This window comes from Paenibacillus sp. FSL R7-0273 (assembly GCF_000758625.1).
GTDB lineage: Bacteria > Bacillota > Bacilli > Paenibacillales > Paenibacillaceae > Paenibacillus_AQ.
Genome location: NZ_CP009283.1, coordinates 2,832,591 through 2,846,766 on the forward strand (window position 1 = coordinate 2,832,591; position 14,176 = coordinate 2,846,766).

Genomic DNA, 14,176 nt, shown 5'->3' on the forward strand with positions numbered 1-14,176 from the left:
CCTGAAAAGAGGTGCAATCCGGATGTACACATTTAATGACTACTTGGAGCTATGGGCCGGGAGCAGCGGCGGCAATCCTGCGGTGGCCGATGCCGAGCAGGAGCTGACTTACAGTATGCTGCTGTGTAAGGTGCGCGAGCTGCAGGGCTATTTGCACTCACAGGGCTTGCACGAGGGGGATATTGTGGGGATATCGGCTCCGCGCAGTGTTTCCCTTGTCCTCCTGTATGTGGCTGCCATGGGACTTGGACTGTCTGTCGTTCCGCTTCCGGAGCAGGCAGCGGAAATCCGGCTGCAACAGATTTTATCCCTGATCCCGGTGAACGTTCTCATTCAATACGAAGGATACAGCCAGCCGGGCAGCAGGTCCTATGTAATAAGCAGAATCAGGCCTGCTAATGACGGCTATATAAAAGAAACGGACAATGCGTTTATTCCATATCAATTGAACAACAGCTATGCAGGCTATACGTACTCCCCGTCAGAGGCCAATGCCAGTTACTATAATCTCACCTCAGGCTCTACCGGCGGAGTTAAAGCGGTAAGAACAGGGAGCCGGGAGATTATTATAAATGCGCTGCTTGTCAGCGAGCGTCTCCCTCTTAACACAGAAGACTGTTACTGCTGTCTGTTTGCCCCGGATATGCATCCCCATGAACTATTTACCAGACCTCTGCTGTTCGGAGCCCGGTGTCTGTTGTTAGCCAATCACGAATTACGGAGCTTCGGGCATCATATGCGTGAGCGCCGGCTGACCCATTTGCTGGCTACTCCGCACACCTTGTCAAACCTGCTGAAAATATGCCAGAGCCGGGAAGACTGGCAGAGCATTAAATTCCTGCTGGGGACCGGGGAGAACGTTCCATATGACCTTAGGTTCAAATTCTATAGCAGGACGGGAAAAAAACTGATTTCGGTATGGGGATGTACAGAGACAACGGGGATTGTACTGGTAATGCCTGAAGCTTTATTTCTGGAGGAAGGGGCTATACTGGGGCTTCCTGTGCCCGGATATGAGCTGATGATTGAACCGGAATGCGGTGAATTGCTGATACGCGGGGATAGCGTAATGAAGGGCTATTGGAATTATGAGGAACAGCAGCCTGTTGATAAGGACGGCTACTATCATACGGGAGATACTGTTACCTGTCATCCTGGTGGTGTACTGGGGTTTACCGGCAGGACAGATTCTTTCATTAAAGCGGCGGGGAGAAAAATTTCACTGCATGAGCTGGAACAGCAAGTCCGGAGCCTGCCGGGTATAGCGGAAACAGCTGCAGTCTATTCGGATACAAGCCACACTGTAGGCATTTTTTACTCGGTAAATACGGAATCAGGCAACCTGTACCCTGACATTCTTCTGCTGCTGAATGATGTCCTTACGCCTACTAAATTCCGTGTTATCCAATGTGCCGGATTGCCGAAGCTTACCAGCGGTAAAGTAAACAGAAAAGAACTGCAAGCAAAGCTTGAATAGGGGGCGCCCGGTATGATATCCCAGGAATTTATTTATGAGCTTTTAGAACGTAAATTTTCTGTACAAACGGCAGGGATTCATAAAGACTCGAAGCTGCGGGATTTGGGTCTCGACAGCTTTGATATTTTCTTTTTCGTTGCAGAGCTGGAGAACAGGCTCGGCTGTAGTATTCCTGATCAGGATTTACTGTCTTTTCAGCGGCTTGGTGATGTCATTGACTATATGAATCGTAATCAGGTGAAGGCGGGGGATAACGCTTGAATAAAGATGAAATCATTCAGTTCTTAACGGCAGACGGAGAAGAGCAGCAGATGCTTTATGAAACAGCGAGAGGTGTCAGAGATAAGCAGTTTCCGGAAGGAGTCTGTATTAGAGGTGTCGTTGAGGTATGTAATCTTTGCCTGTGCAATTGCGATTATTGCCCGATGCGGCGGGATAATCTTAAAAACAACTCGCTGTTTACATTGAACGAGGAGGGAATTCTGGGTGCGGTTGAGCAAATGACGGATTGCGGAATCCGTACAGTGTTCCTGCAGGGCGGGGAAAATCCGGCAAATACCCGGGTAGCGGGAGGCGCTATCCGCAAAATCCGCTCCATGTACCGGGATGAAGTGAATATTATTCTGAACCTGGGTGTGAAGACGGCGGCAGAGTATGCGTACTTATACGAGCAGGGTGCGAACGGTTATATTCTCAAATTCGAAACAAGTGACCCCATCAATCATGAGCGGCTCCGGCATGAGGCTTTGGATAAAAGGATTGAGGCGATTCAGCTGCTGCTTGAGACCGGTTATGAGGTGGGCACCGGAATGATTATCGGTTTGCCCGGCCAGACCATCGACAGCATCGCTGACGATATTCTGTTGGCTAAATCACTGAAGGTGCATATGTGCAGTGTGTCGCCTTTTTTGCCTGCAGCGCACACTCCGCTTGAGCGTTACAGCAGCGGTTCGATTGATCTGTCACTGAATGCTATATCTATTATGCGGATTTTACATCCGGAATGGCTGATTCCTTCCGTAAGCGCCCTGGAAAAAATCAGGATAGGAGGGCAAATTGCCGGACTGAATGCCGGAGCCAATGTAATCACGGTTAACTACACGCCCAAACAGGAATCCGGGAAATATCATATCTACGGTGAAAACCGGTTTGTAGTGACCCTCGGGCATGCTTTGCAGACCATAGCAGGCGCCGGTCTTCAGGCTGCCGCTGATTTACGCAAGCCGGCAGCAGGACCGAATGCTATTTCTAAGGAGACCAATCATGAGAGTATACCAAGCTAAGTCTTCACTGATTCTGGCCGATCAGGCGGTGCGGAATGCAGGAGCGCCTGCCGGGCTTCCGTTGAACCCGTCCTACTATGTACGTGACACTGAGAATAGAAGGACAACGGTATTGGAAGCAGAGTCCTTCAGCTTATTGAGAGAGCTGATCCTGCCTTTGCAATACGATGAGCTGCTAAACCGCTACGGGGAGAACGAAGAGGAGCTTCAGGCAGTTTTAGACTGGCTGACTGCCCAGGATTTCTTATTATTGAATGACGGGCCGGCTTCCGGGCAGGCGAGGCTGCTCACTGGCAGCTCCGAAGAGCGTCTAAAGGGAATACCGCTGATTCCCCGGACCATTATGTTCAACTGTACCCCTAAATGTAATTTGCGCTGCAAGCACTGCATTGTATCTGACAAGCATTATAAGCAGCAGGATATTCTGCGGTTCGAGGATATACAAGCTTTCCTGGACGAAGCAGATGCCTGCGGTGTGGAGAATATAGTGCTGTCAGGCGGAGAGCCTTTGCTGTGGCAATCGATCTATACCGTTATTGAGGATTCTTTGAATAGAAGCTACACGGTAATTCTATATACCAACGGCATGCTCATCAATGAGAAGTGGCTGACCTTGTTCCGGAGCATACAGGAGCAAAAACCCGGCGGCTTAAAGCTGCATGTTTCCCTGGATGGAGGAACTCCGTTAACACATGACGGTGTCCGGGGCGTCACTGGAAGCTTTAACCGGATCATCGGCTCACTGGAGCAGCTTAACGGCCGGGGAATACCTGTTGCTGCCGTTGAAAGTATGGCTACAGCGGAGCTGTATCCTGAACTGGATTCGTTAATCACCATTTGCCGCGAGAATGGCGTCGGGAGTCTGTATCTGCACCCCGTATTCAACTTTGACCGGAATCCGCAAATACAAGAGCTGGAGCTGGAGTGGGACAGCCGGCTCCGTTACTTGCATAGAGTCAGCGAGCTTTCCGGCCTGGAGCTTGGAGTCGAGCTACATTACAGCGACCCCTATTTTCCCGCGGGACTCTTTCAAGAGAAGCCCTCCATAGCCCGGAAGAACGCCGAAGCTTTCTTAAACGGCATTCTCAGCGGAAACCGCATGGAGAGCGGCAATTATGATGTTGTTAAAAGGGATAAGAATGTCTTAACGAATTGTGATGGCGGTGTGAGCCAGATGTTTGTTGATTACAACGGGGATGTGTATCCTTGCATGATTTATGCGAATTCGGCCCGTCCTGTTGATCACTGCGGAAATGTTACCCGGAATTCGCTGCTTGAAGTCTGGAATTCCGAGGGGATGAACCGGGTAAGAAAAGTAATGAACCGCAATGAGCTGACGGTCTGCAGCCAATGTGAACATTTTGACCAATGCGGGCCGACTGTCAAGAAGTGCAGAATCGCTTCTGAGATTGCTTTGGGTGATTTTTTCGGGCCATCCTATTTATGTGTAAGATATGCTGCGCAGCTGGGAATCGCCCCTGAATTGCTTACTTCCTACCGGCAAGAGCTTCTTAATAAGTAGATGGGGCCGCCGATGAATGCTGCAAAAGGAAAGAAGAACGGGCGGCTGTGGAACGGATTCTCTTATCTGTTTATCCGAACGCCGCTAGCGGCCTTGCTGATCATTGCAGGACTATGCGGAGGCTTATACATTTGGGCGGACAGCCTCCTTCTGCAACATTATGTAACGGTCAGCGGCTCGGCATCTGTGTCGGGGGAATATATGCTTGTACGCTTAAAGGGGAATTATGACAGCTCCTATATTGATATCCGCGATACTGCAAGCTGGTACTTAAGTGCGGACGGAGGACGATATACGGGAACGGTCGTAGCGGTACAGGCTGAAGCGGGCGGGAGTACTGTCGAGCTTGAAATCAGCCGCAGCCAATGGACCCGGGCCAATACAGAATCCGGTAAGACACTTTCCGGAGAGCAGGTCTTTGTGGAAATTCCCCAGGGGCAACGAAGCTTGTGGTTCAAAATGATTTATAAGGGAGAACGCCTATGAGGAAAACAATGTATACGCAGATGAAACCGCTGTGGCCAATTATCCGCCGGTACAGGTGGAGTTTCATCAATTTGTTCATTTGCGTTGTAGTTACTTCTGTCATCGGCATGGTTTATCCCTATATCTTCGGAATGCTTATAGATGAAGTGTTCTATCAGAGGAACCTCCAGTTCTTGAAATATATCGTAATTTTGTATGGCGCTGTTTTCGCCGGAGAGCAATGCCTGCATATCTGCTTCAACAGTGCCTGGGCTTATCTGGCTACCCGGTTCTCGTTTGATATCCGTAAGAGGCTTTATGATAAGCTGCTGTCACTGCGGCCGGCATTTTTCACTGCAAGCAAATCCGGTGATCTTATGACTATTATCAACAGGGATACCGAAGAAATTTTGGCCTTCATCCATCTGAACGTTTTTTTTCTTGCAGCTAATATCCTCCGTTTGCTGACAGCAGTAGCTTTTGTGCTGTATGCAAGCTTCTATTTAGGGCTTCTGATGCTGGTGGCCGTTCCGGCGGTTGTTTTTGTTACGGTAATGTTTAACCGCAGATTACGGACCAGACTGACGGAGCAGAGAGAGCAATATGGCACACTGATGAGCTGGTGCTTTGAAATGCTGGCAGGCTTGCAGGATATCAGGCTGCTGGGAGCCGGAAAGTACAGCTCCAGAACATTTGTACATATGCTGATCCAATATATGCGTGTTAAGAACAGCTCAAGCAAGCTGGAATGGATCTCTGAAAGAACGATAGGTTTAATCAGCCTCTGCTCTGACCTCGCCTTGTATGTTACGGCATGCTATCTCATTATCCATCAGCAGCTGACGCTCGGCGTTTTTATTGCAAGTATGGAATACTTCTCCAAGGGTGGTGAGCTGCTGCAAAGAATCAGCGGCGCAAGCCGCAGCATTCAGCGCAATAAAGTGGCGATAGACCGGGTTATCTCTCTGCTGCAGGAGCCTGAAGAGAATAAGGGATCAGACTTACCCGGTCTGAGGGTAACAAAGGGAAATATCGAATTTGACAACATTTCCTTCAGCTATAACCCCGAAACTCCGGTTTTACTGAACCTGAGCCTCGCTCTGGAGGGAGGAACGACGGTGGCTCTTGTAGGCAAAAGCGGAAGCGGGAAGACTACGCTGGCTTCTCTGCTGCTGGGTCTCTATCAACCCGAATCGGGTGAAATCAGGGTTGACGGAACCCTCATCAGCCGATGCAGCCTGCGATCCCTTCGTCAGGCAGTCAGCACCAACGCACAGGAAACCTTTCTCTTTGCAGGCACACTGCGCGAAAATTTACTTTGGGGAAGCGTTTATCAGGCGGACAAGGCACTGTGGACTGCTTGTGAACAGGCATTCATTTCAGAATACATACGGACACTGCCCGAGGGCTTGGACACCTTGATTGAAGGAGACCGCGGACTGAGAATGTCGGAGGGACAAAAGCAGCGCATATCTCTGGCGCGCTCTTTTTTGCGGCCAGCTCCGATCATTATATACGATGAGGCTACCTCGGCACTCGACGGTGAAGCAGAGAAGGCTGTGCGGGCCCAATGGAATAACCTTGGCGGGAGCAGGACGGCTATTGTTATTGCCCACCGGCTGTCCACGATATTAAGCGCTGACAAGGTAGCGGTCCTGGATAACGGGCGGATCGTTGCTTATGATCATCACTTGCGGCTGTTGTCTGACAGTGAAATCTACCGCCGGCTTTTTTATGAGCAATATGCTGAAAACGGATTGGGGATGAATCATGAAGAAACTGCAGCACAGTATCAGGCTTAAGCTGCATTACATCAAGGCTTTCAAGGCTGAACTGCAGCCCCGCCGTTATGAGCTGGGTATGCTTGCCGGTTTTAAGGTGCTGCTGCTTGGTTTAGGGCTGGTTTCACCTTTACTGTTCAAGCTCCTGATTGACAGGGTTATCGTTCAGCAGGATTTAAAGGCGCTTTGGCTGATTTGTTCCGGTTATGCTGCTGTATATATTATGCAGTCTGCCGTCACGGGCGGACAAACCTTTGTAGGCAACAAATTTACGAATCGTGTGACGTTTGCTGTACGTACAGCTTTATGGGACAGATATCTTAACATGCCGCTCAGTACTTATTGCCAGCTGAACACAGGCGATTTAAAGGGCAGAATAGACCAGGATACGGATGCAGTGGACCGTTTGTTCAAGGTGCAGCTGATGGAATACGCCTATAGCTTTGCATACCTGCTGGCGGGTGCTGCCATGATGGCGGTTTTCAGCTGGAAGCTGGCACTGGTCGCTTTGCTTATGGTGCCTGTCTCCTTCTGGATTACAAGCAAACTTGGTATCCGGGCAAGAGAGGTTTCTACAAGCTACCGGCAGATTTACGGGGAGTATGAAGGATGGCTGCAGCAATCCATCCAAAGCTGGCGGGAAATTAAGATCAACCGGATGGAGAAGCGGAGTTCACTCAAATTCACGGGGTATTGGCATGCGATGAGCAAAGTGTTTTTTCAAAAAGAAATGTACTGGTTTCTCAACCGTGTCCTTCAGGAGTTCAAGGACCTTTTTATTACAAGAATGAATCTGTATTTTCTCGGCGGACTGCTGATCTTCCACGGGGAAATGACGATTGGCGGGCTGCTGGTCTTTATGAAGTATTATGAAATGCTGTTTACGCAATTAAGAGCCATCAACGATTTTGATATGCAGTTTAACGGCGATGTGCCCGGTCTTGAAAAAATCAGCTCCATGCTGGCAGAAACGCCAGATACGAAAAATACAACTAGAGTGAAGCCAGCGGCAGATCAGAATCATCTTCCTGTCCTGCAATTTAAAAACGTTTCTTTCTATTATAATGTTGAAGGTTCCGCTGTGCTGAGGGATATATCCTTTGCTGTTCAACCCGGGGCGAGGATAGCCATTGTCGGCAGGAGCGGCTCCGGTAAAAGCACAATAATCAAATTGATGCTCAGAATCTGTCAGCCTTTTCATGGCAGCATCCAACTGGGCGGGCGTGAGCTACAGCAGATTGGTGAAGCCGAATTGCGTAAATCCTTCGGTGTCGTCATGCAAAATCCGGCCATTTTTAATATGTCTATCCTGGAGAATGTCAAGCTGGCCAGGCCGGCTGCCTCAACAGCGGAAATTAAAGAAGCCTGCAGGCTGGCCGAGATGGAAGAGTATATCGGAAAGCTGACCCATGGCTATGATACAGTGATCGGAGAAAAGGGGGTACAGCTGTCCGGTGGACAAAAGCAGCGGCTTGCCTTGGCCAGAGTGCTGCTGTCGGATGCCAAAATCATTATTTTGGACGAAGCGACCTCTATGCTTGATCATATCACTGAGGCAGCCGTTCATCAGACCTTTGCCAAGCTGCCGTCTGACCGTACCGTAATTATCATTGCCCACCGGCTTTCCTCAGTAATGTACGCGGATGAAATTCTGTTGCTGGACAACGGGCAGATCGCGGATCAGGGCAAGCATCAGAAACTATGGATGGAGAATACCCTCTACCGGCTGCTGTTTGAAAATGGAGCGGGATCAAGCGGTCCCGTTGTAGCGGCTAACCGGACTTAGTGACACAGGCAGCTCTGACGGGCTGCTTTTTTTTGTTGTGATGGTTTATTTAAAAAATGAAGGATTTAACTGCATTGCTGTCGAATATACGGTTCGGATATATGCAGCTGAATTTGTTAATAGTAAATCTGTAAATAAATAATATAGAAGCGAGGAACAGACATGCCATATACCGTTGATTTTAAAGAGGTGTCAACAGCCGGACTGGAGTCATCCCCTGTAGCAGAGGCGCTGGCCGGATTGCGGGCGAATGAAGCACGTTATTTTATGAACAAGTACAAGCATGAATTCACAACCGTACCGGCCGGTGAGAGCCAGGAAGACCTTGACTATGTCAACCGGATCTTGAAGACTGAACGTAATATCGAATTTGCCGCCAAGCCGCTGGAAACCTCAAGCTTTCAGGTAGAAAATATCCGGTTCACCTATGTCTTCTACGAGGATGGCCTTGCTATTAATGTAATGTACACCGTGGATGACCCGAAGAAGCGGGCTTTCGGCTTCAAGCTGTCCGAGGGGATGGACGTGCCTAAAGAGCTGGAGGAGAAGTTCAAATTTGCAAGGCAGAAATCAAAGCTGGCCGGAACGATCCGCGGGTCTTTTTTTGTGATCAAAGGAGAGTACTGAGCAGGGCAGCTTCCACGATTTAACACCGGCTTAACATGCTCCATATCTTCACGTGATATAACAGTAACAATACGTTATAAGAGGAGAAGATTAGATGAAGCTGAGCAAAGAGGAGAAATCATGGATTCTGTATGACTGCGGCAATTCGGCGTATTCGATGGCGGTGACGACGGCGCTGCTGCCGATTGTGTTCGGCATGTTCAACAATGTGGACAGCAGTATGGATTTGGGCTACTTCAATTCCATCGCCAGTATACTGGTGGCCGTACTCAGCCCGATCCTGGGTACGATTGCCGACTACAAGGACCGGAAGAAGCGCTTTTTTATGTTTTTTGCAGCGTTAGGAATTCTGGCTACGGCCTCCCTGGCGTTCGTCTCCCCGGATAGCGGACAGTGGCAGCTGCTGGTTGCCTTTTACATTTTGTCTGCGATCGGGTTCGCCGGGGCCAATATTTTCTACGACTCCTTCCTGGTGGATGTTGCCGCGGATGAGCGCATGGACAAGGTGTCAACGAGAGGCTTTGCGTTCGGGTATATTTTTAGCGTAATTCCGTTCGGGATCAGTCTGCTGCTGATTTTTGTCCTGGGGATGGATAAAGCCATCGGCTACCAGATCGGGTTCATCATTACGGCGCTTTGGTGGGGATTGCTGACAGTGCCGATGATCCGGGATGTGAAGCAGAAATATTACATTGAACCGGAGCCACAGCCTGTTGCCAAAAGCTTTAAACGCTTAGCTGTCACCTTCGCCAATATCCGCCAGCACAAAATCGTGTTCGTCTTCTTGCTAGCCTATTTCTTCTACATTGACGGAGTCGATACGATTATAAAAATGGTAGTACCGTATGCAACCTCCGTGCTTGGTGCCGACGCCATGGACACCTTCACGCTGCTGGGGATTCTGCTCATCATTCAGATTATTGCCTTTCCTTGTGCGATTCTTTACGGTAACCTGGCCAAAAAGTACTCTGCGCGCACCATGATCATCGCCGGTATTTTTACATATATCATTTCCTGTATTGCCGCTTTCTTTATCTCCTCGGTGTGGCATATCTTTGTTCTGGGGGCGCTGATCGGCTCTGCCCAGGGAGGAATTCAGGCACTCAGCCGGTCCTATTTCGCCAAAATCATTCCGAAGGAGAACTCCAATGAGTTCTTCGGCTTCTATAATATTTTCGGTAAATTTGCCGCGATTATCGGGCCTGCCCTGATGGCTCTGACGACTACGCTGACGGGCAATGCGGCCTACAGCATTTTGTCCATTATCCCGCTGTTTCTGATCGGCTTCTTTATCTTCATCACATTACCTAAGGGGAACTAATATGGAACCGAACACGGCGCTTACGCCAAAAGCGAAGCATCTGATCGTCATCTCCTACGATGCCTTTTCGGAGGACAACTGGGAGCTGGCGAGCCGTCAGCCTAATCTGGCTAAATTAATGCAGAGCGGTGCTTACAGCAGCCGTCTGCACAGCGTATATCCGACGCTTACCTATGTCGTTCATACGACTACCGCTACCGGGGTTTATCCGGCCAGGCACGGGATTCATCACAACAATCCGCTGCAGCCGTTCGTCCCGGAGGAGGACCAGCACTGGTTCTGGTTCCGCGAGGCGATTAAGGCTCCGACGATCTATGATGCTGTGCGCAAGCAGGGGATGAGCACTGCAGGATTACTCTGGCCGGTGTCCGGCAAGTCCTCCATTCAATATAATATTCCGGAAATCCGGGCGCTGAAGGGTGAGAATCAGGCGCTCAAGGTGCTCCGCAGCGGCAGCCCGCTGTACTCGATCCAGATGGAGTTAAGGCACGGAAAGCTCAGGCAGGGGATTCAGCAGCCCTATCTGGATGACTTCACCACAAAGTGTGCTGCGGATACAATCAGGCGCAAAAAGCCCAACCTGCTGATGCTGCATCTGATCGATCTCGATGATGCCAAGCACCAGTACGGGACAGACAGCGAGGAAGTGAGGCAGGTTATCCTGCGGATGGACAACAGGCTGGGCGAAATTATGCAGGCTGTCGAGGAGTCCGGGATTAAGGACGATACAGTAATTATGGTGCTCGGGGATCACGGACAGTTCAATGTGCGGTACAAGGTGCATTTGAACAAGCTGCTGCAGGATAAAGGCCTGATCTATGAAGAGAGCGGCGAAAGGAAATGGCGGGCATACTTCCAGTGCGGCGGCGGTTCGGCTTACCTGCATATCCGGCCGGGAGATGCTGAGGCGGAGCAGCTGGCTCTTGAAGCTGTAAAAGAGTACATGGAGGATGCTGCGTCAGGCGTTGAAGAGGTGTATTCGAGAGATAAGCTGGACTCCCTGCATGCCAGTCCGGTCACCAGCTTCATGCTGGAAGCCAGGAAGGGCTACAGCTTTGACGAAAGTATAGACCAGCCGCTGCTGGTGGATCTGGAGGCACACGGTATCCGTTATGCCACCCATGGCTACTCTCCCGATAAAGACGGCTACCGCTGCAACATCGTTGTCTCCGGCAGGCAGATCAGGCATGACTATGCCTTCGGGCCGCTTGAAATGGTTGACATCGCACCGACAATGGGCCGGATTCTGGGTGTTGAGTTTTCTCACGGCGACGGAAGAGTGCTGGAGGAGATATTTACTTAAGCCACATAAGGAACAGGATACGAAGGTTTGAATGGTTGCAGCCTGACGGGATTTAGCCGGCGGGCTGTTTTTGTGCGGAGTGCAGCAGGCGTCTTTATATACGCTTTTACAGGAAATGTTCATTCTATACTATTTACTAAGTCTTATAATCCTAACGGCCTGCTGATTCTCTGCGTTACAATGGCAATGTGGCTAAGTGAGCTTAGGAAGAGAATGACCAGGCAAGAATATAATCCATGCTTAGCCGAATTTGATCGATTGGCTTGTGTGCAGGCCTGCGTTACATTAGGGGTAGCTTTGACGGGACCTACAGAGAGGAAGATTACAAGTGTATACATTTAAAGACTACAAGCAGCCTGAAATCCTCCGCAATCATTTAAAGCTTGGAGGCGCCAATCCGGCTGGAGAGACAATTGATGTAACGAGTTTATATATTACGCGGGACGGCAAGCCGATCATTCCGGTAACAGGCGAATTCCATTATTCCAGATATGCCAGAGAAGACTGGTATGATGAGCTGTGCAAAATGAAAGCAGGCGGTGTAACGCTTGTATCTACGTATGTGTTCTGGATTTACCATGAGGAGATTGAGGGCGTATTCGACTTCTCCGGCGACAATGATGTGCGTGCTTTTATACTGGAGTGCCAGAAGGCCGGCCTGGAGGTTGTCCTGCGGATCGGTCCCTGGGCGCATGGCGAATGCAGAAACGGCGGGTATCCGGATTGGCTGCTTGCGAAGCCGTTCAAGCTGCGCGAGAATAATCCGCAATACCTGGAGAAGGTAACGATCCTGTATGAGAAAATCGCCGAGCAGGTGCAGGGACTCTTTTACAAGGATGGGGGGAATATCATTGCCGTCCAGTTAGAGAATGAGCTGACGAATGATGCCGAGCATCTGGCTAAACTGAAGGAGCTGTCCATAGCGTGCGGAATGATTGCCCCTATTTATACAGTAACGGGCTGGAATGCGGTCTCCGGTGCCAAGATTCCTGTAGACGAAGTGGTTCCTGTATTCGGAGGCTACTGTGAAGCTCCATGGGAGGAGCATATGGACCCGCTTCCGCCGTCACCCCATTATTTCTTTACCGGGATGCGTAACGATACGGGTATAGGGGCAGATCTCCTTCCCCGGGGAAACGAAGAGAATGGTGAATGGCAGCTGCCGTATGAACGGTATCCTTTTGCGACCTGTGAGCTCGGCGGAGGGCTGCAGGTAACCCATCACCGCAGACCGATCATCCGCGAGATGGATATCTACGCCATTTCACTTGTAAAGCTTGGTGACGGCAATAACCTGATCGGTTACTACATGTATCATGGCGGGACGAACCAGATCGGCACACTGTCCACCTTCAATGAGTCAAAGGCAACGGGCTATCCGAACGATTATCCGATACTTTCCTATGATTTTCAGACTGCTCTCTCCGAGTATGGTGAGGTGCGCGGGCAGTACAGGCTGCTGAATCTGCTGCATCTGTTTGTGCAGGACTTTGACCAGACCCTGGCACCTATGACCAGAGTAGAGGCCGAGCATACAGTAAAACGGGAAGATACAGCCTCCTTGCGGTATGTAATGCGTACAGACGGTACAAGCGGATTTGTATTTATCAACCATTACCAGCGGCTGTCGCAGCTTGAAGATATCCGCGGGGCGGTAATTAATACAGGAACCGTCACTTTCCCGCCGATTGATGTTTGCGGAGATGTCAGCTTCTTTATGCCGTTCAAGCTGGAGCTGTCAGGCAATATTCTGGAGTATGCAACGGCCCAGCCGCTGTGCAGACAAGGTGATACCTATTTCTTCGCACAGATTCCGGGAATTGCTGCTGAATATCAGTTTGAGAACGGGCAGGGCTTCACGCCTGAAGCAGGATTAGAGTCCGGATTCCAGTTGAACAGCATTACCGTAATCACGCTCACTTGGGAACAGGCGAAATATTTGCGGAAGCTGGATAATGAGATTTATGTAGGTGACAAGTGTGATCTGTACAAAGCCGATGGCGAAATCAGATCTGCAGCAGCAGGAGACTTCGGGTACTGGCTCTGGAACGGGGCGGGCTTTGAACTGAGTACTGTCCAGAAGCCTTACACAGAGCCTGTCTTCTTGCTTGAAGCGGTTCCACAGCCTCCTTTTGAAGCCAAGTATGCAGAGGAGCTCCATATCGGCGGCGGGCGCAGGATCACCTGGCAGAAAATAACGGTTACAGGCTCCCAAGGCTTCGTTAATCTTGATTATTACGGTGATGCAGCACAGATCTATGCCGATGGGGAATTAGTCGCGGACAGCTACTATTATGGAGAAGTATGGAGAGTGCCGGCCAAGCTGCTGGAGGGAAAAGAGTGTTATCTTGCAGTCTCTGAAATGCGGGATGATTTCTATAGAGAGTTTTAGGTTTAGCTTATGTGATAACAAGCTGCTTCTGTCTGTTGACAGGGGCAGCTTGTTTTATGTGCTCAGCATTACATCCGGTACATCTTATCCAGCTGCTGCTTGCGGTATTGCGACGGGTTGACGCCGAAGCAGCCGGTGAACCGCCGCGAGAAGTAATCGGGAGAATGAAAGAAGCTGGAGGATTAGCAACATGCCTCCATCTAAAAGCAACGCCAAGCC

General features: G+C 50.0%; 11 protein-coding genes. All 11 read left to right on the forward strand.

Annotated elements, in window-relative coordinates:
• Positions 1 to 22 precede the first annotated feature (22 nt).
• Positions 23 to 1,477, forward strand: a complete 1,455-nt coding sequence (locus R70723_RS11980) for a class I adenylate-forming enzyme family protein (protein ID WP_039872260.1) — start codon at positions 23 to 25, stop codon at positions 1,475 to 1,477.
• Positions 1,478 to 1,489: 12 nt separating this feature from the next.
• The gene (locus tag R70723_RS11985) at positions 1,490 to 1,738 is read left to right on the forward strand and encodes an acyl carrier protein (RefSeq protein WP_039872262.1); all 249 of its coding nucleotides are present in this window, start codon (positions 1,490 to 1,492) and stop codon (positions 1,736 to 1,738) included.
• A complete protein-coding gene (locus R70723_RS11990) occupies positions 1,735 to 2,760 on the forward strand; it encodes a biotin synthase BioB (RefSeq protein WP_052421281.1) in 1,026 nt (341 codons plus the stop codon). The genes R70723_RS11985 and R70723_RS11990 overlap by 4 nt, the downstream gene beginning before the upstream one ends.
• The gene (locus R70723_RS11995) at positions 2,741 to 4,282 is read left to right on the forward strand and encodes a radical SAM/SPASM domain-containing protein (RefSeq protein WP_039872264.1); all 1,542 of its coding nucleotides are present in this window, start codon (positions 2,741 to 2,743) and stop codon (positions 4,280 to 4,282) included. Before R70723_RS11990 ends, R70723_RS11995 begins: the two co-directional genes overlap by 20 nt.
• 12 nt (positions 4,283 to 4,294) lie before the next feature.
• Complete coding sequence (locus tag R70723_RS12000) at positions 4,295 to 4,768, forward strand: hypothetical protein (protein ID WP_144026969.1); 474 nt, start codon at positions 4,295 to 4,297, stop codon at positions 4,766 to 4,768.
• Positions 4,765 to 6,549 (forward strand): ABC transporter ATP-binding protein, encoded by a 1,785-nt coding sequence (locus R70723_RS12005; RefSeq protein ID WP_039872266.1) that lies wholly within the window; start codon positions 4,765 to 4,767, stop codon positions 6,547 to 6,549. Before R70723_RS12000 ends, R70723_RS12005 begins: the two co-directional genes overlap by 4 nt.
• Positions 6,518 to 8,314, forward strand: coding sequence for an ABC transporter ATP-binding protein (locus R70723_RS12010; RefSeq protein ID WP_039872268.1), 1,797 nt, complete (start codon positions 6,518 to 6,520; stop codon positions 8,312 to 8,314). Before R70723_RS12005 ends, R70723_RS12010 begins: the two co-directional genes overlap by 32 nt.
• Positions 8,315 to 8,476: 162 nt before the next feature.
• Positions 8,477 to 8,941: a DUF8821 family protein gene (locus tag R70723_RS12015; protein ID WP_039872271.1), complete on the forward strand. Its 465-nt coding sequence runs from the start codon at positions 8,477 to 8,479 to the stop codon at positions 8,939 to 8,941.
• Positions 8,942 to 9,035: 94 nt separating this feature from the next.
• Positions 9,036 to 10,262, forward strand: a complete 1,227-nt coding sequence (locus tag R70723_RS12020) for an MFS transporter (RefSeq protein ID WP_039872273.1) — start codon at positions 9,036 to 9,038, stop codon at positions 10,260 to 10,262.
• A 1-nt stretch (position 10,263) separates the two neighbouring features.
• The gene (locus tag R70723_RS12025) at positions 10,264 to 11,565 is read left to right on the forward strand and encodes an alkaline phosphatase family protein (RefSeq protein ID WP_039872274.1); all 1,302 of its coding nucleotides are present in this window, start codon (positions 10,264 to 10,266) and stop codon (positions 11,563 to 11,565) included.
• 328 nt (positions 11,566 to 11,893) lie between these two features.
• Positions 11,894 to 13,957, forward strand: a complete 2,064-nt coding sequence (locus tag R70723_RS12030) for a beta-galactosidase (protein WP_052421282.1) — start codon at positions 11,894 to 11,896, stop codon at positions 13,955 to 13,957.
• Positions 13,958 to 14,176 lie beyond the last annotated feature (219 nt).

Excerpts from the sequence above, each read along its gene's own strand:
- R70723_RS11995 (WP_039872264.1), top strand. The coding sequence starts at position 2,741 with ATGAGAGTATACCAAGCTAAGTCTTCACTGATTCTGGCCGATCAGGCG.
- R70723_RS12020 (WP_039872273.1), top strand. The coding sequence starts at position 9,036 with ATGAAGCTGAGCAAAGAGGAGAAATCATGGATTCTGTATGACTGCGGC.
- R70723_RS11980 (WP_039872260.1), top strand. The coding sequence starts at position 23 with ATGTACACATTTAATGACTACTTGGAGCTATGGGCCGGGAGCAGCGGC.
- R70723_RS11985 (WP_039872262.1), top strand. The coding sequence starts at position 1,490 with ATGATATCCCAGGAATTTATTTATGAGCTTTTAGAACGTAAATTTTCT.
- R70723_RS12010 (WP_039872268.1), top strand. The coding sequence starts at position 6,518 with ATGAAGAAACTGCAGCACAGTATCAGGCTTAAGCTGCATTACATCAAG.
- R70723_RS12005 (WP_039872266.1), top strand. The coding sequence starts at position 4,765 with ATGAGGAAAACAATGTATACGCAGATGAAACCGCTGTGGCCAATTATC.
- R70723_RS12000 (WP_144026969.1), top strand. The coding sequence starts at position 4,295 with ATGAATGCTGCAAAAGGAAAGAAGAACGGGCGGCTGTGGAACGGATTC.
- R70723_RS12025 (WP_039872274.1), top strand. The coding sequence starts at position 10,264 with ATGGAACCGAACACGGCGCTTACGCCAAAAGCGAAGCATCTGATCGTC.
- R70723_RS12015 (WP_039872271.1), top strand. The coding sequence starts at position 8,477 with ATGCCATATACCGTTGATTTTAAAGAGGTGTCAACAGCCGGACTGGAG.